Consider the following 18,433-nt stretch of genomic DNA (forward strand, 5'->3'; position numbering starts at 1 on the left):
GTTAGGAATATATACACCATAGAGAGGTACCCTATGAAAAAACGTGTTGTTATCGCTTTAGGGGGCAATGCCCTAGGTAATACATTACCAGAACAAATGATTGCAGTAAAAGAAACATCGAAAGCAATCGTAGATTTAATTGAAGCAGATTGTGATGTTATCGTTACCCATGGTAATGGGCCTCAAATCGGTATGATCAATAATGCTATGGCTGCATTGACTAGAGAAGTAAAAGATCAACCTAATACCCCGTTATCTGTATGCGTAGCCATGAGCCAAGCATATATCGGATATGATTTACAAAATGCATTGCGAGAAGAGTTGTTGAATAGAGGTATTACAGATCTACCTGTTACTACAATGGTTACACAAGTTCGTGTAGATGCAGATGATCCAGCTTTCTTAGATCCTACAAAACCAATTGGTCATTTCATGACAAAAGAAGAAGCTGTACATGCAGTGAACCAATATGATTATGTGGTAAAAGAAGATGCAGGTCGTGGTTATCGCCGTGTCGTAGCATCGCCAGCACCAAAAGAAATCATTGAATTACAAGCTATCAAAGGTTTAATTGGTCATGAATTAGTCATCGCTTGTGGTGGTGGCGGTATTCCTGTAGTTCGCAATGGAAATCACTTAACAGGTGCCTCTGCAGTTATCGATAAAGACTGGACTAGTAGCTTATTAGCACAAGAAGTTGATGCTGATGTATTGATTATCTTAACAGCTATTGAAAAAGCAGCGATTAACTATGGTAAAGAAAACCAACAATGGTTAGAACACATTACTGTAGAAGAAGCAGAAAAACATATCCAAAATGGTGAATTTGCAGCAGGTTCTATGAAACCAAAAATGGAAGCAGCAGTGGCATTTGCTAAATCGAAACCAGGTAGAAAAGCAATTATCACACAACTAGAAAAATCTAGAGAAGGTATTGAAGGAAAAACAGGCACTCACATCGAATTATAATAGTAGTATTTCATTGAATACTGTTTTTCATAGAAAGGAGCCTATCTATGATTTTATTAGGAAAAGGAACTGTCGTTACACGTAATCCATTACAACCCATTATTGAAGATGGTGGGGTATTAATGGATGGTACTAAAATTGTAGCGGTAGACTCATACGAAACATTGCGAAAACAATATCCAAAAGCATATCGAGTGAACGCTCACGGACGCTTGATTATGCCTGGTTTTGTCAATGCTCATCATCATATTTATTCTGCCTTAGCCCGTGGATTATATATCCCTGGTAATAACCCAACAAATTTTAAAGAAATTTTAGATGGATTGTGGTTCTACTTAGATAAACGTCTTGCTAAAGAAGATGTGTGGGCAAGTGCTATTGTGACCTATATGGCATGTATCGAAAATGGTGTGACTTCCATATTCGACCATCATGCAAGTTATGGGGAAACAGAAGGTAGCTTATCTGTTATCAGTGAAGTTGCTCAAGACTTCGGCGTTCGTTCTTGCTTGTGCTATGAAGTAAGTGATCGGAATGGCCAAGAGGAAATGGAAAAAGCTGTAGCAGAAAACGTACGCTTTGGTAAAGAAGCAAAAGAAAACCCTGAAACACTCGCAGCTATGATGGGGTTACATGCATCTTTCACATTGAGCAAAGACACATTGGCTTATGTTCGTGAACAAAACGTAGACAATTTGGGATATCACATCCATGTAGCAGAAGGCACTACAGATCAAGAAGATAGCCAAGAAAAATATGGTATGCGCGCAGTGCATCGCTTGCATGAAGATGGCATCCTAGGACCAAAAACGATTGCTGGACATTGTATCCATGTAGATGATAGTGAAGTGAAGGTATTAGCTGAAACTGGCACCATGGTGGCTCATAATCCAGAAAGCAATATGGGTAATGCTGTAGGAGCACCTAATGTATTAAAACTTATGGAAGCGGGTATTCTAGTGGGTCTTGGTACAGATGGATATACTAGCGATATGTTAGAATCCTACAAAGTAGCAAATTGCTTAGTGAAACATAACATGCAACATCCAAATGTTGGTTGGACTGAAATTCCACATATGTTATTCAATACTAACCCAGCAATGATTGAAAAATTCTTCCCTGTAAAAGTTGGTACCTTGACACCGGGGGCAGAAGCAGATGTAATTGTTTTAGATTATATTCCTAGAACAGATTTACATGCTGATAATATTAATGGTCATTTACTATTTGGCCTAAATGGTCTTAATGTAATTACAACTATTTCTGGTGGTAAGGTACGTATGCTAGATCGTCAATTATGTGGCATGAATAAAGAAGAATTGCTACGAGAAGTGCGACAAATTTCCCATCGTTTATGGAAACGATTAGTCCCATAATACACTTTCAGTAAGGAGTGAATACTATGAGCGATATCATGTATCCGGTAAGTTTCGGACATTTAATGAACCATATTCTAACAGAATATGCTACCCACAATCGAGTATATAATGTGGAGCGCATGCACACAACAGGTACGGATCAACGGTTATCCTTATTTGGTCGTAACCTAGAAAATCCATTAGGCCCTGCAGCAGGTCCACATACTCAATTAGCTCAAAACTTAGTAGCAGCCTATGTTGGCGGTTCCCGATTTTTAGAATTAAAAACAGTACAAATTATGTTCGGTGAAGAATTGGGCATCCCAAGACCATGTATTTATTCAAAGGATGAAGCATACAATGTGGAATGGTCCTCTGAGTACCATTGCCATGCGGCTGCTGATGAATACATTAAAGCATGGTTTGCTATTAAATTAATTAGTAAAGAATGGGGCATCGGCGATCCAGATGGATTCATCTTTATTATGAGTGTTGGCTACAACTTAGCGGGCATTAAAAGTGAAGATGTAGATTCCTATATGGAATGTTTACGTGCAGCACGTACCAAACCAGTTTGGAAAGAATGCGAAGAATGGGCATTAGCTAATGTACATCAATTTAAAAATGTAACAGAAGAGTACATTCGCAATATTGATGACAACATTTGCCAAGGTATTACATTATCCACAATGCACGGCTGTCCTGCAGGCGAAATTGAATCGATTTGTACATACCTAATGAAAGAAAAACATCTAAATTTATATCTAAAATGTAATCCAACATTATTAGGCTATGATCGTGTAAGAGAATTATTAAATCAAGCAGAATTTGGATATATTGATTTTGATGCACATCAATTTGAAGTAGACTTATCTTTTAAAGAAGCAGTGCCAATGATTGAACGATTGTTGACGATTGCAGAAGGAGAAGGTTTAGTATTCGGTGTGAAACTGACAAATACATTCCCTGTTTCGATTCACGAAAAAGAATTACCAGGTGAGCAAATGTATATGTCTGGTAAATCCTTATTACCATTATCCATCGGTGTAGCTCAATTATTGAGTGAAACATTTGGCGAACGCTTACCAATGTCTTATAGCGGTGGTGCAGATGCGAAAAATATTGCAGCTTTATTCCGCACAGGTATTTGGCCAATCACAGTATGTACAACCTTATTACAAGGTTTAGGTTATAACCAATTGGATAACTTAGCTAAATTAGTAGAAGCAGAAGATTACGATACTGCTAAGGTAATTAAACCAACAGAAATCAAATCTTTTGCGGAAGCAATGGGAACAGCTCCAACATACAAAAAATCTGCAGCTGCTAAGAAAAAACGCGAAGAGCAACCAGGTTTCCCAACAGCTCATGATAAAAATCATGAATGCCGTGTTGTATGTGGTACTTGCGTACGTGTTTGTCCAAATAGAACGAATGAATGCATTACTGTAGACGGTAAAAAATTGATCATTCACATTGATGAGTCTTGTAATGAATGTGGTAACTGTGCTTGTCATTGCGTACAACCATGCTTCCCATATAAAGATAAATTGACATACTTCATCGATGAAGAACGCTTATTAGCAAGCGATAATGATGGCTTTTATATTCAAGGTAAAGAATGCGGATATCGCTTCCAAGGCGCTACAGGTCGCACAGCGATTGATGCCTTACCAGAGGTGTTGAAAGGAGTAGTGGAAGCGTTCATTAAAGAACTTCCATATTATATCTATGATACTCATTGAACAAGGATATCTTGTACTCCCAACGGGAGTCATGCAAGGGACGATAGCAATTGAAAATGATAAGATTGTAGCGGTTGCCCCTCATATTGAGGCGAAACCGGGAGATGTACGAATCGATGCAAAAGGGCGTTATGTATTGCCTGGGGGAATCGATACACATACCCATTTTGAAATGACCAATGCATTTGCCACTACGGCAGATGATTTTGACAGTGGTACAAAGGCTGCTATTATGGGGGGAACCACGACGATTATCAATTTTGCATCGCCTTTTGAAGAATCTTTGTTAGAAGGTTTGCGACGCGATAAGAAACGGGCGGAAGGACGTTGCTCTTGTGATTATAAATTTCATATGGAAATTTTGAATATGAATGAGCAAGTAGCAGAAGAAATTCCTAAGGTCGTAGAAGAAGGCGTCGCATCCTTCAAAGTATATATGGCCTATAGCTTTAGTATTGATGATCGGTCAATTTACGAAGCAATCAAAGCAATTGCCCCAACCGGTGCGTTGGTGGCAGCCCACTGTGAGAATGGAGCGATGATTGCAGCTAAGGTACAGGAAATGAGAGCGGAAGGAGATACGGAAGCAAAGTATCATCCACTTTCAAAACCAGATACCATAGAAGCAGAAGCAATGCATCGTTTCATTCGACTAGGGGAATTAGCAGATTATCCAGTACATATTGTACATGTGAGTTCTGCAGCAGGATTAGATGTGATTGAGGAACGCAGAAAAAATGGGGCAAAAGTAACCTGTGAAACCTGCCCTCAATACTTATTATTGACAGATGAATTGTATAATCAGCCGGATGGAAAAGGATTGCGATATATCTTAAGTCCACCTCTTAGAAAACAAAGAGATGTGGAGATTCTGCAAGCGGCAGTAGAGCGCGGAGTTTTCCAAACATTATGTACGGATCATTGCAATTATACATTAGCGCAAAAAGCGCAGGGTCTTGGTGACTTTACAAAAACACCAGGTGGATTGCCAGGTGTAGAAGAGCGGATGATTTTAATGTGGGATATGTTTGTTCATAGTGGACGAATCGATCCTGTAGAATATATGAAATTAACTAGCGAAACACCAGCTAAGTTATACGGATTATATCCAAAAAAAGGAACGTTACAGGTAGGAAGTGATGCGGATATCGTCATACTTTCACCGGATGTAACAGAATGTATGACTTCGGATAAAACTCATAGTCGGTCAGATTATACACCTTATGAGGGAATGACTGTGCATGGTCGAATAGATGATGTGTTTTTACGTGGGCACCATGTGGTGCAAGATAGAAAATTAGTGGAAGCCTATAAAGGGGAATTCCAACAATAATCGGAGGGAGGTCTCTGTATGTACCGATTTCAAGTTAACGGTGTTTGGCGTGAGGTGGAAGAAGATAAGCGACTAATGGATTATCTTCGCGATGACCTACGCTTAACCGGAACAAAGGACGGTTGTAGTGCAGGTGCTTGTGGGGCTTGTACGATTCTCATTGATGGGAAGAAGGTAAAAGCTTGTATAGGTAAAGTTTCGCAAATGGAAGGCAAATCAATTATTACGATTGAAGGCCTTACAGAGCGTGAAAAAGAAGTATATGTATATGCTTTTGCAGAATGTGGAGCTGTACAATGTGGTTTCTGTATTCCAGGTATGATTATTAGTGCAAAGGCATTATTAGATACTACACTAGAGCCTACAAGAGCAGATGTTCAAAAAGCTTTATTGGGCAATATTTGTCGTTGTACAGGATATGTAAAAATTGAAGATGCTATTTTATTAGCAGCTCGTATGTTTAAAGAGAATGTACCTGTTCCTAAAAATGATGCAGACGGTACGGTAGGATCTCGGTTGCATCGTGTTGATGCGATGGAGAAAGCATTGGGTACAGGTTTATATGTAGATGATATGGTAGTGGATGGCATGATTTATGCCAAAGCTGTTCGCTCTAAATATCCAAGGGCTCGTGTAGATGCAATTCATATTGAAGAAGCTTTGGCACATCCTCAATGTGTGACAGTACTAACAGCGAAAGATGTACCTTTTAATAAAACAGGTCATATTGTTCCAGATTGGGACGTAATGATTGCAGAAGGGGATATCACTCGCTATGTAGGCGATGCCATTGCAGTAGTTGCAGTAAAAGAAAAAAAATATTTACAAGAAGTATGTAATCTAGTGACTGTAGACTATACAGAATTGACACCTGTAGTCACTCCAGAAGAGGCTTTAGCAGAAGGGGCGCCTCAATTACATCCGAATGGTAATATTTTGTCTCATCAATCATTAAGTCGTGGTAATGCAGATGAAGCAATTGCCAATGCGGCGCATGTAGTTACTCGTCATTATTCTACACCACAAACGGACCATGCATTTATGGAACCAGAATGTGCTATTGCAGTGAAAACTGAAGACGGAGTTCAACTCTATACAGGCAGTCAAAGTATATATGATGATCAACGTGAAGTGGCTCGTATGTTGGAGTTGGATGTGTCCAAAGTAAAAGTCCACAGCATGCTAGTAGGTGGTGGCTTTGGTGGTAAAGAAGATATGAGTGTGCAACATCATGCAGCACTTGTAGCTTGGAAAACGGGACTTCCAACGAAAGTACAGTTAACTCGACAAGAAAGTTTAGAAGTACATACAAAACGCCATGCCATGGAAATGGATATTACTACCGCTTGTGATGCAGAAGGTAAATTAGTAGCCACAAAAGTAAAAATTGTTTCCAATTGCGGAGCTTATGCATCCTTAGGTGGCCCGGTATTGCAACGGGCAGGTACACACTCTAGCGGTCCATATAATTTTGAAAACTTCTCTATGGATGGTATTTGTGTATATACGAATACAGTACCTGGCGGTGCATTCCGTGGGTTTGGTGTAACACAAACGATTTTTGGGCAAGAAGTGAACATTGATTTACTAGCTAAAGAAGTAGGTATGGATCCTTGGGAATTCCGCTATAAAAACGCAGTACGACCTGGTGATTACTTACCAAATGGACAATTATGTACTCCAGATACAGGTATTGTAGAATGTTTGGAAGCCGTTAAAGATTCGTATTATGCCAGTGATCGTACAGGGCTTGCTATTTGTATGAAAAATAGTGGTGTTGGTGTAGGTTTGCCAGATACAGGACGCGTTATCCTAGAGGTTCGTGACGGTAAAGTTCGTATTCGTACATCCGCAGCATGTATTGGTCAAGGTGTAGGTACAGTAGCGGCACAAATTGTGGTAGAAGCTACGAAACTTTCACCAGAACAAATTGTAGTAGAAGCACCAGATACAGAACGGACACCAAACTCTGGTACCACTACAGCATCTCGACAAACGGTATTTACAGGGGAAGCAACACGTAGAGCTGCTGAAAAATTAGCAGAATTATTGAAAACTCAAACGTTAGCAGATCTTGAAGGTAAAGAAATATACGAAGAGTTCCTAGGGGTTACGGATCCATTCGATTCGGATAAAAAACATCCTAAGAGCCATGTGGCTTATGGGTATGGAGCTTGCGTAGCTACGATTGGAGATGATAACAAGGTAAGTGAAATTCATGTGGCCTATGATGTAGGACGAGTGGTGAACCCTCAATCTTGTGAAGGCCAAGTTGAAGGTGGCACAATCATGGGGATGGGCTATGGTGTAACAGAAGACTTCAAATACAATGAAGGTAAGGTAGTTACAAAATATGGCACATTAGGCTTGTTAAGAGCTACACAACGCCCAGAAATCAAATGTACATTCATAGAAAAAGGTACGCCAGATCAATATGCATATGGTGCGAAAGGTATTGGGGAAATCAGTAGTATTCCAATTGCTCCAGCTATTGCAAATGCATACAATCGTTTGGACGGTATGGAACGTTGTTCTTTACCACTTGAGAAAACTGGATATCGAAAATAATCAGTAAGGGAGAGAGTGTGCTAAGTCTATGAAGTTCGATGTTGTAGCAAGTGCGGAAGTGCTTGCTACTACATCAGATGATGTAAAAAATTCAAAACATGATATAAGCATAGGACTAGTATATTCTATTAAGTAATATGAGGTGATTCATATGGCACATCAAATTCAGGGTGTTAATCATGTAGATGGAATGCTACCAATTCCTAAATTGTTTGCTTACGGTTTACAACACGTGTTGGCAATGTATGCAGGAGCTGTAGCGGTTCCAATTATTATAGCTCAAGCTATGCACTTATCAGGAGCACAATTGATTCAATTAATTAATGCAGACTTATTTACTTGTGGGATCGCTACATTGATTCAAACATTAGGGTTTTGGAAAATCGGCGCAAAAATTCCTTTGATTCAAGGGATTACATTTGCCGCAGTATCCCCTATGATTTTAATTGGTCAGGAACATGGGATGACAAGTATTTATGGGGCTGTTATTGTAGCAGGGATAGTTACATTCTTGATTTCCCATTTATTTAGTCGTTTAATCCGCTTTTTTCCACCTGTAGTAACAGGTACCATTATTACAATTATCGGTATTACCTTGATGCCAGTATCCGTTCGTTGGGTAGGGGGAGGTAATCCTAGTTCTCCTGATTTTGCGAACCCTGTCAATTTATTTCTAGCTATCTTAACATTAGTTATCGTGGTAGCTGTATATCGATTTGGTAAAGGCTTCTGGAGTAATGTAGCCGTATTAGTAGGGTTAGTAGTAGGAACATTAGTGTCCATGGCTCTTGGCGTAGCCCATTTAGGAGCCGTTGGTGAAGCTGAATGGTTTGCAGTAGTTACACCACTTGCTTTTGGCTGGCCAACTTTTGAATTTTCATCCATAATTTCTATGGTCATTGTTATGTTAGTTGTTATGACAGAAACAACTGGTGACTGTATTGCTATCGGCGAAATTGTAGAAAAACCAATCGGTAAGAAAGAATTAGCAGCTTGTTTACGAGCAGACGGCTTTGCAACTATGATTGGTGGATTCTTAAATAGTTTCCCACATACAGCATTCGCACAAAATGTTGGCCTTGTAGCAGTAACCAATGTAAAAAGTCGTTTCGTAGTGGCAGCATCTGGAGTTATCTTAGTGTTATTAGGCTTATTCCCTAAAATGGCGGCTGTTGTAGCAAGTATTCCTAATCCTGTATTAGGTGGTGCTGGTGTCGCTATGTTTGGTATGATTATCGCTAGTGGCATTCGTTCTTTGTCTAAAGTACAATTTGATGGCACTTACAACCTTATGATTGTAGCAATCAGTATTGGCGTGAGTATGATTCCTTTGGCAGTTCCAACATTCTATGATCATTTCCCTGAATGGCTAAAAATTGTTCTTCACAGTGGTATTACATTTGGTAGCTTGATGGCAGTGGCTCTTAATGTATTGTTGAATGGCTATGGCAATGAAACGCATGTGGCGCAAGCAACACGTCGTGAAAAAGCGATTGCTCGATTAGATAAATGGAAAGCAGAACGTAAGGTTCGCAGAAATAGATCCATTTAATCACAATATTGTATATAGTTAGAGTTAGGTTACATATATAAGTGCTTTCTTTATATAGAAAGTAGCACGAAAATAGGTAAGCACCAATTATATGTATAATTGGTGCTTACTTTATTTTTAATGTGTAATATTCTAGCTATAAGAGGTGTTTGTGTTGTAATAGATCCAAGCTATTTAATATAGTATCTACCTCATCAGATGTATTGTGATAACCAAAGGAAAAGCGAACAGTGCCTCTAGGATAGGTGCCCAGTACTTGATGAGCTGTAGGAGCACAGTGCAACCCAACTCTAGTAATAATATGATAGGTCTGTTCTAAACTGTGTGCCAGTTCTGCTGGATCACAATGAGTAGGAGAAATAGAAATCACGGCTGTCCGATTATGGATATTGGGCATACCATGAATGGTATACTTCGGAAGTTCTTGTAATCCACATAGAAATTGTTTGGTCAAAGATAATTCGTGTTGGTAAATGCTATCGAAGCCTACTGTATTGAGATAGGACAAACTAGCATGAAGACCGAGGATACCAGGAATGTTGGGTGTACCAGGTTCAAAGCGGTCGGGAAAGGTAGTGGGAATCTCTAAGGTGTGAGAGAAACTACCAGTACCACCACTTAGTAGGGGCTGTATTTGATGGGCTACATCTTTTGTAAGGAGAAATCCACCAATCCCTTGGGGGCCTAATAATCCTTTATGACCGGTAAAGCACAGGATGTCAATGTTCATCTCTTTCATGTGGATAGGTAAGATACCAGCAGATTGGGCAGCATCTACGATACACAATAGATTATGTTCTTTACAAAATGCACCAATTTCGGCAATGGGTTGAATGGTACCACATACATTAGAGACATGAGTTACTAGAATGGCCTTTGTAGTAGGCAAGAGAAGTGATTCTAAGGTAGAGGTAATCATTTCACCTTGAGGTGTGCTTGGAATGGTGGAGTAAGATACACCTTTCATAGATAATTGATGGAGTGGGCGCATCACTGCGTTATGCTCTAAGCTGGAAATTAGGAGGTGATCACCGGCGGAGAAAAGACCTTGTAAGACCATATTTAGACTAGTGGTCACATTGGGAGTAAAGATAACGTATTTTGGACTAGGTCCACCTAATAGTTGTTGTAACTGTTGGCGTGTTTCTAGGATCAAACGTTCCACTTGGTACGCATCTTCGTTAGAGGAGCGATGAACAGAAGCTCCATTATAGGAAATGTAATCATACATAGCTTGCGCTACAGTTGGCGCTTTCGGGAAAGAGGTACTGCTATTATCTGCATAGATAGACTTCATAATTATAACTCCTTTTAATATGTATATTATATTTAGTATAAAGTAATGCGTGCAAAATATCAATTTGTAGGGAGCAAAGTAAACTAGTCGAAAAGGTAATGTTTAGTAGGAGAGGTACTATGAGTGTAGTAAGTGAAAAGCAAAGAATTATTATTGCTGGATTAATTATTGGCGCTATTGCTAGTTTGTTAGTGCTAGCAGGAAACCCACAAAATATGGGGTTTTGTATTGCCTGTTTCATTCGTGATTCTGTAGGAGGCTTGGGTCTGCATAGAGCAGCACCAGTACAATACATTCGGCCAGAAATTATTGGATTAGTGTTAGGAGCCTTTTTATTATCTTGGTTCCGTGGAGAGAGAGCGGCTAAAGGTGGTTCCGCTCCAGCAACACGATTTACCTTAGGGTTCTTTACTATGATTGGCTGTCTTATTTTCTTAGGATGTCCATTTCGTATGATTTTGCGCTTAGCAGGTGGTGACTGGAATGCAATCATGGGTCTATTAGGATTTACAGGTGGTATTGCAGTAGGCACAGTATTCCTAAAACGTGGGTATTCCTTGGGTAGAACCTATATTGTATCTAAAATGGATTCCTATATTATGCCTGCGGCACAGGTGATTCTATTAGGTCTTGTGGTGGCAGCGCCAGCGTTCATTTTCTTTACTGAAAAAGGACCAGGTGCCATTCATGCTCCATTGTGGATTTCTTTAGCAGCTGGTTTGGTAGTAGGTGGCTTGGCACAATATAGCCGTCTTTGCATGGTAGGTGGTATCAGAGATATCATTTTATTTAAAGAAACAAAGTTAATTCTTGGTTTTATTGCGATTCTTGTAGCAGCGTTCCTAGTGAACATTTCCGTTGGCAACTTCCATCCTGGTTTTGTGAAACAACCAATTGCGCATACAGATGGATTGTGGAACTTTTTAGGTATGGCTTTAGCAGGTTTATGTTGTACATTAATGGGTGGATGTCCATTACGCCAACTCATTTTATCTGGTGAAGGTAATTCCGATTCTATGATTACAGTAGTAGGTTTAGCAGCAGGGGCAGCATTCGCACATAATTTTGGTTTAGCTGCATCTGGTACTGGAGTTCCAGTGGCGGGCCAAATTGCAGTAGGTGTAGGCTTTGTGATTGCCTTAGTCATTGCTGTTAAAAATATGCGTAAATAGAAAAAGCGGGAGGTAAGTATGATTGATGTAAGAGGACTATCTTGTCCAGAACCAGTGATTATGGTACAAAAAGCAATGGCATCAGGTGACAGTCAATATACGGTGCAATCTGATTCTAAAACAGCGGTAGAAAATATTACTCGATTTGTAGCAGCTCAAGGATACACAATCGTATCTAAAGAGGAGAACGGTGAGTATATTCTCACTATCACAAAATAATATGGAATATGTAGCAACGTTTTATTCTCACTTTGGGGCTATCCAATTTGAACAATTCTGTAAGCAAGCATCGATTGCTGTACACTTACAGCCTGTTCCACGTTGGCTTAGCTCATCATGTGGTACATGTGCAATTTTCCAAGTGGATCGATGCATTGTTGAGGACATTCCTGAAGATATTTTAGAAGATATAGAGCAGGTTGTAGAGAAACAAAGAGAAGGATATAGAGAGATCTATAAAAGTAATTGAACAGCTTGCAAACTATATCTCATATAAAATTGATATTAGGCATACATAAACTAGTCTCGCATAATGATAGATTCATTGGAGTACGAAGTAGTTTGTGTATGCCTATTTTTATAGTAATGATTGCGAGTAACATATGATGTATATGGATTATGCATATATGGATGCTTAGTATCTGAGATAATTCATATGCCAAAATCTTCATATACATGGTACAATAAGGGTATAGAGATGTCGGAGTAAGGAGGTATAAGTATGCTTATGTTTATGCAAGTGCAACAGCCTAAAACAGTAGAAGAGGCACATGCACTCATGGTGAAGCAAAAGATGGCACCTATCTTAGCAGGTGGTTGCTGGACACGATTGGGAAATCGTAAATGGCCTATGGTAATTGACTTGTCTGAATTAGGTCTCCGTTATATTGAGGAGGACGAAACGGAATACCGCATTGGTGCCATGGCTACACAACGGGATGTAGAGGTATATGAACCATTTAAAACATTCTGTAGAGGAGTGCTCCCAAAAGCTGTGAAAGATATTTTAGGTGTCCAATTTCGGAGTATGGCTACCATGGGGGGATCGGTAGCAGCGAAATTCGGTTTCTCTGATATTATTCCTGCCTTATTAGCATTACGAGCAGAGGTGCGTTTGTTTGAAGCGGGTCGTATGCCGATAGAACAATACTTAACGTATGGAACAAGAGATTTATTACTTGAAATCATTGTACCAAAACAAGAAGTACCAGTAGCGATTGAAGCATTGCGGAAATCGACTTCAGATTTTCCTTATTTAACGGGATCTGTTCGATTAGATGATCAAGGCTACTCCGTATATATTGGTTGTCGACCAGGTAAACCAGCATTAGCGACGAAAGCTTGCCAGCTTATTAATGAAAAAGGATTAGACGCTTTGGATGAAGCGGTGGCTTTAATTCAAGAGGAATTATCCTTTCAAAGTAACTCACATGCAGGTGCAGAGTATCGCTTAGAGATGGCAAAAAACATGTTTAAACGATTGGTAAAAGAGGTGGCACAATGGAAATAATGTTACAAGTGAATGGAGTGAAACGAAAAGTTCTCATCGAAACAGATGAAATGTTATTGGAAACATTACGTAACTTAGGCTTTTACAGTGTACGTTGCGGTTGTGATACGACAAATTGCGGTCTATGCACTGTATGGGTAGATGGAGATCCTATGTTGTCTTGTGCGTATCCGACTTTCAGAGCAGTAGGTCACGAGATTACTACCCTAGAAGGCGTAGCGGAAGAGGCGGCTCATTTGGCGGATTGTTTGGCTAAAGAAGGGGCTGATCAATGTGGATACTGTACAACAGGTATGATGATGAGTGCCATTGCTTTAAGCCGAAAATATCCAAATGCTACGGATGAAGAAATTAAAGCTTACCTAAACAATAATTTATGTCGTTGTACAGGTTATGAATCTCATATGCGGGGGATTCGTAAATTTTTAGGAGGCAAAACACTATGAAACATTTAGGACAAAGTTATAAAAAAACAGACTCCACAACGATTTTAAGTGGTAAAGCAGCCTATACAGAAGATTTTATTCCATCCAATGCCTTATGTATTAAGATATTTCGCAGCCCTCATGCCTTTGCTAAAATTGTAGATATTAATATTGAAGCCGCTTTAAAAGTACCTGGTGTGGAAGCTATTTATACCTATAAAGATGTGCCACAAACTAGATTTACCTTAGCTGGTCAAAGTTATCCAGAACCATCTGCGTACGATATGTTGATTTTAGATCAAGTGGTTCGCTATGTGGGGGATGAAGTAGCTTTAGTCGTGGCTGTGGATGAACGGACAGCATTGAAAGCTATGCCTCTTATCAAAGTAAAATATGAGGTCTATGAACCAGTCTTGGATATGCATACAGCTATCGATCATCCTAGCATCATTCACGCAGAAGATGACTTTCACTATAACTTCCCAGTAGGGGGAGACCCTAAGCGAAACATTGCTTGTTCCTATAGTCATGTAGTGGGTGATTTAGAAGCAGAATTGGCAAAATGTGATTATGTAGTAGAAGAGTCTTACTTTGACCAAGCCACCTTACAATCGGCGATGGAAACTTTTAGGACCTTTGCTACCATAGACCAATTTAATCGTCTTGTCATCACTAGTTCTACGCAAGTACCATTCCACATTCGTAGACATGTGGCTCGTGCTTTGGGGCTTTCTGCGGCTCAAATTCGTGTTATCAAACCTCGTATTGGCGGTGGTTTCGGATCTAAACAAACGGGTTGTACAGAAATGTTCCCAGCTTTTGTGACCTGGAAATTGAAAAAGCCATCCTATATCGTATACGATCGTCATGAAGCGAATAACTGCTCCACTAGTCGACATGCACGGGATTGGAAAGTTCGTGTAGGTGCCACAAAAGATGGTATTATCCAAGTCATTGACATGGTAGCCGTATCCGATGCAGGAGCACATGGTAGCCATGCGTTGACGACTTTCACAGCGGGAGAACATAAATCCTTACCTCTATATAATAAAACGAAAGCAATCCGTTATGAATCTAATGTAGTGTACACAAATCATATGCCAGGTGGTGCATTCCGTGGGTATGGCGCTACAGAAGCCTTGTGGCCACTAGAATGTGCTATTACAAAATTGGCGCATACAATGGGTGTGGACGAAATTGAGCTACGTTTGAAAAACTTAATTGGTGTAGGGGAGACTGCACAATCCTTCCATCCAGGAGAAGTGTTGGCATCTGGTCTATTGAAAGAAGCCATCCAAAAAGCGAAAGAAATGTCTAACTGGGACAATCGTCCAAAATCATGGAAAATCGATGACCGCCATAGGGGTGGTTTGGGGGTTGCCTTAGCGTTCCAAGGATCGGGGATTGCCAATATTGATTCTGCCTCGGTAGAAGTACGTATGCTGGATGATGGTACGTATATGTTATTTACTGGTTCTACAGATATGGGTCAAGGTTCCAATACGGCGTTAGCACAAATTGCTTGTGAAACTTTGGGCTGTCCCATGGATATGATGGTTGTCTATGAAGCAGATACTGACGTAGTACCATTCGATCCGGGCTCTTATGCATCGAGTACGACTTATGTGACAGGGACTGCTACTAAACTAGCTTGTGACGAGTTGAAAGAAAAAATCTTACAAGAATTTGGTCGTCTAATGGAAGTGGATCCAAGCACACTCTCCTTTGATGGGGAAAAAGTGTGGACTGAAGATGGTTCTAAAACAATGACTACTAAAGAATTAGCACCTAAACTTGTGTCAGGCCCGAAAGGACATTACTTAAGCGGTATGGCAACTTGGGGCAGTCAAACATCTCCACCTCCTTTCATGGTAGGCATTGCAGAGGTGAAAGTAGACATTGAAACGGGTAAAGTAACGCCTGAAAACTACTATGCTGTAGTTGATTGTGGTACGATTGTGAATAGAAACCTAGCCACTGTACAAACAGAAGGCGGTGTTGTGCAAGGTATTGGTATGGCATTGTATGAAGAAATTCGCTATTCTTCTCGCGGTGTGTTAGAAACGAATAACTTCATGCATTATAAATTACCAACACGACTAGATACTGGTAATATTCATGTAGACTTTGTGGAATCCTATGAACCAACTGGAGCCTATGGAATTAAATCCATAGGGGAAGTTGTTATTAATACATCTTGTCCAGCTATTCAAGGAGCTATCTTGAATGCTACAGGTGCTGAGGTCACTACATTGCCAATGATTCCAGAACGCGTGTATATGGCGTTACAAGAAAATAAGTAGAGTAAGCAATAGGAGAGTCAAGATGAGTGATAGGAAGTACTGGGAGTCCTTGCTAGAACCTGGGATACTTGCTGTCGTAGGGGCTGGTGGTAAAACAACTGTTGTATCTAAACTAGGTGCTGTGGCAATCAGTCTAGAGCGACCAGTAGTGGTAACGACTACAACAAAGATGGGATCTGAACAAGTGGCTCCTTGGAACCCCTACTATGGGGATGACCTAACACTTGGGGAAACTCATATAGAACAACAATTGGCACAAGGACGGATGGGTTCTTGGTTTCAATCCGTAGCAGGCCATAAGGTACTAGGATTAGATCCAGAGTTGCTAGATAGAGTACAAGAGCGTCATCCAGATTGGTCGATTATCATAGAGGCAGATGGGGCAAAAACCAAGTGGTTGAAAGCCCCTAAGCCTCACGAACCAGTGATACCGACTAACACGGTGACTACCATTGCAGTAGTGAATATGCAGGTCTTAGGCAAACCGCTCACAGAGGACTATGTACATCGCATAGAAGAAGTACAGGCTATCATGGGGATTCCACTAGGGGATAGGATAACTCCAGAAGGAGTAGCAAGACTATTAGGACACGACAATGGTATCTTTCAATATGCTCAGAGGAAACGAATTGTGTTCTGTACAGGATGTGATACGGTAGACTCAACAGTGGTGGATGCATTTTTACGAGCCTTGCAATCCCTTTCATTGCACAAAGTGGTGTTGGCGAATGGATATCGTGAAAATTGTTGCATACAAAGGATACTAACATGGCAATAGGATGTGTATTATTAGGGGCTGGACAATCGAAACGCATGGGATGCGCCAAGCAATTATTGACCTATCAAGGATGCACTTTATTAGAGGTTGCTCTGTCTAAGTATGGTAGGATACAACCGCTAGCAGTGGTCATAGACCCACGTATGGGTGTGGAAGATATGGTGCGTAAGGTGCAGGGGATTCCTGTGCCTAATGAGCAACCACAGTTGGGACAGGGTACATCGATCCGATTAGGGGTAGAGGCCTTATTGCAATGGGAACATACACAGAAAGAGCGACTGGAAGCAATTGTATGTGGTGTGATCGACCAACCTTTATTGGATGGACAAGTCATTGACGACTTGTGTAATGCTTTCAGAGCCATAGGCGACGAGAAAGCCATTGTACAGCCACAGTATGGACCGCATCAAGAACGAGGTAATCCCGTAGTATTTGGGAGATATTGGGCGGATGCGTTACGCTTGATTCCTGGCGATATGGGGGGACGTGTCATTTTGAGGGGCGAAGGGGCACCTCATGTTACATATGTATGGCTTGAAAGGCAACGTACTATGCATAGTGGTATTGATATTGATACGAAGGAAGACTATAACCGTATTGTGAGCGAAGGAGGACCTTATGAAACCAATGATTCTCATCCGTAGCGGTGGAGATGTAGCATCTGGTGCTGTGTATCGTTTATGGCGAGCAGGGTATCCTGTGGTGATTAATGAAATTGCCATTCCTACCATGATTCGTAGAGAAGTGTCCTATGGAAATGCAGTGCACCGAGGGGAAATGATTTTAGAGCGCTTGCGCTCACGTCATGTAGCCTTACAAGATGTAGAAAAATTGTTAGCTAGCCGGGAGGCCATTCCTGTGGTCACTGAGCCTTATGAAACTGTATTAGCTACGATACAACCAGCTATCGTGGTAGATGCCATTTTGGCGAAACGAAATGTAGGGACTCAAAAAAGTGATGCTTCCTTAGTCATTGGATGTGGTCCTGGATTCAATGCTGGTAAGGATGTGCACGTGGTTATTGAGACTATGCGTGGTCATACCTTAGGACGATGCATTTATGAGGGCCCCGCCTTAGCGAATACGGGAATTCCGGGCAATGTGGGAGGCTATACGCATGAGCGAGTGATTAAGTCCCCAACGGAAGGTCTATTTGTAGCGAAAAGCCATATTGGAGATCAAGTAGAGGCGGGTTCTATCATAGGCTATGTAGAGGATGTACCAGTGCATGCAAAAATTACCGGCACTTTACGAGGTATTTTAGCCTCTAATATATTAGTAACGAAAGGCTTTAAATTAGCGGATGTGGACGCACGATGTGAAGAGAGCCATTGCTTTACTATATCAGATAAAGCATTAGCTGTCGGCGGTGGTGTGATGGAGGCCATCACTGCTTGGGAATATGAGCAGATAAAGGAGTAGT

At 40.7% G+C, this 18,433-nt stretch carries 16 protein-coding genes; 15 read left to right on the plus strand and 1 reads right to left on the minus strand.

All coding sequences use genetic code 11. From position 1 onward, the window contains the following. Positions 1–33 precede the first annotated feature (33 nt). From arcC to EO121_RS02290, 6 genes are all read left to right on the plus strand, one after another. Positions 34–969, plus strand: a complete 936-nt coding sequence (gene arcC, locus EO121_RS02265; RefSeq protein ID WP_127165703.1) for a carbamate kinase — start codon at positions 34–36, stop codon at positions 967–969. A 47-nt stretch (positions 970–1,016) separates the two neighbouring features. Continuing rightward, complete coding sequence (ssnA, locus tag EO121_RS02270) at positions 1,017–2,345, plus strand: putative aminohydrolase SsnA (protein ID WP_127165705.1); 1,329 nt, start codon at positions 1,017–1,019, stop codon at positions 2,343–2,345. Positions 2,346–2,371: 26 nt separating this feature from the next. Further along, positions 2,372–4,072, plus strand: a complete 1,701-nt coding sequence (locus EO121_RS02275; protein ID WP_127165707.1) for a selenate reductase — start codon at positions 2,372–2,374, stop codon at positions 4,070–4,072. Next, positions 4,059–5,405, plus strand: a complete 1,347-nt coding sequence (gene hydA / locus EO121_RS02280; RefSeq protein WP_127165709.1) for a dihydropyrimidinase — start codon at positions 4,059–4,061, stop codon at positions 5,403–5,405. The genes EO121_RS02275 and hydA overlap by 14 nt, the downstream gene beginning before the upstream one ends. An 18-nt stretch (positions 5,406–5,423) precedes the next feature. Next, positions 5,424–7,973, plus strand: coding sequence for a selenium-dependent xanthine dehydrogenase (gene xdh, locus EO121_RS02285; RefSeq protein ID WP_127165711.1), 2,550 nt, complete (start codon positions 5,424–5,426; stop codon positions 7,971–7,973). Between the two features lie 151 nt (positions 7,974–8,124). Continuing rightward, the gene (locus tag EO121_RS02290; protein WP_127165713.1) at positions 8,125–9,525 is read left to right on the plus strand and encodes a nucleobase:cation symporter-2 family protein; all 1,401 of its coding nucleotides are present in this window, start codon (positions 8,125–8,127) and stop codon (positions 9,523–9,525) included. Positions 9,526–9,661: 136 nt separating this feature from the next. On the opposite strand, the gene EO121_RS02295 is transcribed toward EO121_RS02290, so the two are convergent. After that, positions 9,662–10,822: an aminotransferase class V-fold PLP-dependent enzyme gene (locus EO121_RS02295; RefSeq protein WP_127165715.1), complete on the minus strand. Its 1,161-nt coding sequence runs from the start codon at positions 10,820–10,822 to the stop codon at positions 9,662–9,664. 119 nt (positions 10,823–10,941) lie between these two features. Between EO121_RS02295 and yedE the strand changes: the two genes are divergently transcribed. The 9 genes from yedE to yqeB all read left to right on the plus strand — a co-directional run bounded on the left by yedE (position 10,942) and on the right by yqeB (position 18,432). Then, positions 10,942–11,994, plus strand: a complete 1,053-nt coding sequence (yedE, locus tag EO121_RS02300; protein WP_127165717.1) for a YedE family putative selenium transporter — start codon at positions 10,942–10,944, stop codon at positions 11,992–11,994. Between the two features lie 18 nt (positions 11,995–12,012). Beyond that, positions 12,013–12,213, plus strand: a complete 201-nt coding sequence (locus EO121_RS02305) for a sulfurtransferase TusA family protein (protein ID WP_127165719.1) — start codon at positions 12,013–12,015, stop codon at positions 12,211–12,213. A 1-nt stretch (position 12,214) separates the two neighbouring features. Continuing rightward, positions 12,215–12,463: a DUF3343 domain-containing protein gene (locus tag EO121_RS02310; protein WP_127161069.1), complete on the plus strand. Its 249-nt coding sequence runs from the start codon at positions 12,215–12,217 to the stop codon at positions 12,461–12,463. Positions 12,464–12,715: 252 nt separating this feature from the next. Beyond that, positions 12,716–13,504, plus strand: coding sequence for a xanthine dehydrogenase family protein subunit M (locus tag EO121_RS02315; protein ID WP_127165721.1), 789 nt, complete (start codon positions 12,716–12,718; stop codon positions 13,502–13,504). Next, positions 13,495–13,950 (plus strand): (2Fe-2S)-binding protein, encoded by a 456-nt coding sequence (locus EO121_RS02320; RefSeq protein ID WP_127165723.1) that lies wholly within the window; start codon positions 13,495–13,497, stop codon positions 13,948–13,950. The genes EO121_RS02315 and EO121_RS02320 overlap by 10 nt, the downstream gene beginning before the upstream one ends. Beyond that, complete coding sequence (locus tag EO121_RS02325) at positions 13,947–16,232, plus strand: xanthine dehydrogenase family protein molybdopterin-binding subunit (protein ID WP_127165725.1); 2,286 nt, start codon at positions 13,947–13,949, stop codon at positions 16,230–16,232. Before EO121_RS02320 ends, EO121_RS02325 begins: the two co-directional genes overlap by 4 nt. Positions 16,233–16,254: 22 nt before the next feature. Further along, positions 16,255–17,010, plus strand: a complete 756-nt coding sequence (gene yqeC, locus EO121_RS02330; RefSeq protein ID WP_127165727.1) for a selenium cofactor biosynthesis protein YqeC — start codon at positions 16,255–16,257, stop codon at positions 17,008–17,010. After that, positions 17,001–17,654: an NTP transferase domain-containing protein gene (locus tag EO121_RS02335; protein WP_127161064.1), complete on the plus strand. Its 654-nt coding sequence runs from the start codon at positions 17,001–17,003 to the stop codon at positions 17,652–17,654. Before yqeC ends, EO121_RS02335 begins: the two co-directional genes overlap by 10 nt. Beyond that, on the plus strand, positions 17,629–18,432 hold the full coding sequence (yqeB, locus tag EO121_RS02340; RefSeq protein WP_127161063.1) for a selenium-dependent molybdenum cofactor biosynthesis protein YqeB: 804 nt from the start codon (positions 17,629–17,631) through the stop codon (positions 18,430–18,432). The genes EO121_RS02335 and yqeB overlap by 26 nt, the downstream gene beginning before the upstream one ends. Position 18,433 lies beyond the last annotated feature (1 nt).

This window comes from Veillonella sp. CHU732, from assembly GCF_003992085.1.
Lineage (GTDB): Bacteria > Bacillota > Negativicutes > Veillonellales > Veillonellaceae > F0422.

Coding starts and splice junctions, on each gene's coding strand:
- arcC (WP_127165703.1), top strand. CDS start 34: ATGAAAAAACGTGTTGTTATCGCTTTAGGGGGCAATGCCCTAGGTAAT.
- ssnA (WP_127165705.1), top strand. CDS start 1,017: ATGATTTTATTAGGAAAAGGAACTGTCGTTACACGTAATCCATTACAA.
- EO121_RS02275 (WP_127165707.1), top strand. CDS start 2,372: ATGAGCGATATCATGTATCCGGTAAGTTTCGGACATTTAATGAACCAT.
- hydA (WP_127165709.1), top strand. CDS start 4,059: ATGATACTCATTGAACAAGGATATCTTGTACTCCCAACGGGAGTCATG.
- xdh (WP_127165711.1), top strand. CDS start 5,424: ATGTACCGATTTCAAGTTAACGGTGTTTGGCGTGAGGTGGAAGAAGAT.
- EO121_RS02290 (WP_127165713.1), top strand. CDS start 8,125: ATGGCACATCAAATTCAGGGTGTTAATCATGTAGATGGAATGCTACCA.
- EO121_RS02295 (WP_127165715.1), bottom strand. CDS start 10,822: ATGAAGTCTATCTATGCAGATAATAGCAGTACCTCTTTCCCGAAAGCG.
- yedE (WP_127165717.1), top strand. CDS start 10,942: ATGAGTGTAGTAAGTGAAAAGCAAAGAATTATTATTGCTGGATTAATT.
- EO121_RS02305 (WP_127165719.1), top strand. CDS start 12,013: ATGATTGATGTAAGAGGACTATCTTGTCCAGAACCAGTGATTATGGTA.
- EO121_RS02310 (WP_127161069.1), top strand. CDS start 12,215: ATGGAATATGTAGCAACGTTTTATTCTCACTTTGGGGCTATCCAATTT.
- EO121_RS02315 (WP_127165721.1), top strand. CDS start 12,716: ATGCTTATGTTTATGCAAGTGCAACAGCCTAAAACAGTAGAAGAGGCA.
- EO121_RS02320 (WP_127165723.1), top strand. CDS start 13,495: ATGGAAATAATGTTACAAGTGAATGGAGTGAAACGAAAAGTTCTCATC.
- EO121_RS02325 (WP_127165725.1), top strand. CDS start 13,947: ATGAAACATTTAGGACAAAGTTATAAAAAAACAGACTCCACAACGATT.
- yqeC (WP_127165727.1), top strand. CDS start 16,255: ATGAGTGATAGGAAGTACTGGGAGTCCTTGCTAGAACCTGGGATACTT.
- EO121_RS02335 (WP_127161064.1), top strand. CDS start 17,001: ATGGCAATAGGATGTGTATTATTAGGGGCTGGACAATCGAAACGCATG.
- yqeB (WP_127161063.1), top strand. CDS start 17,629: ATGAAACCAATGATTCTCATCCGTAGCGGTGGAGATGTAGCATCTGGT.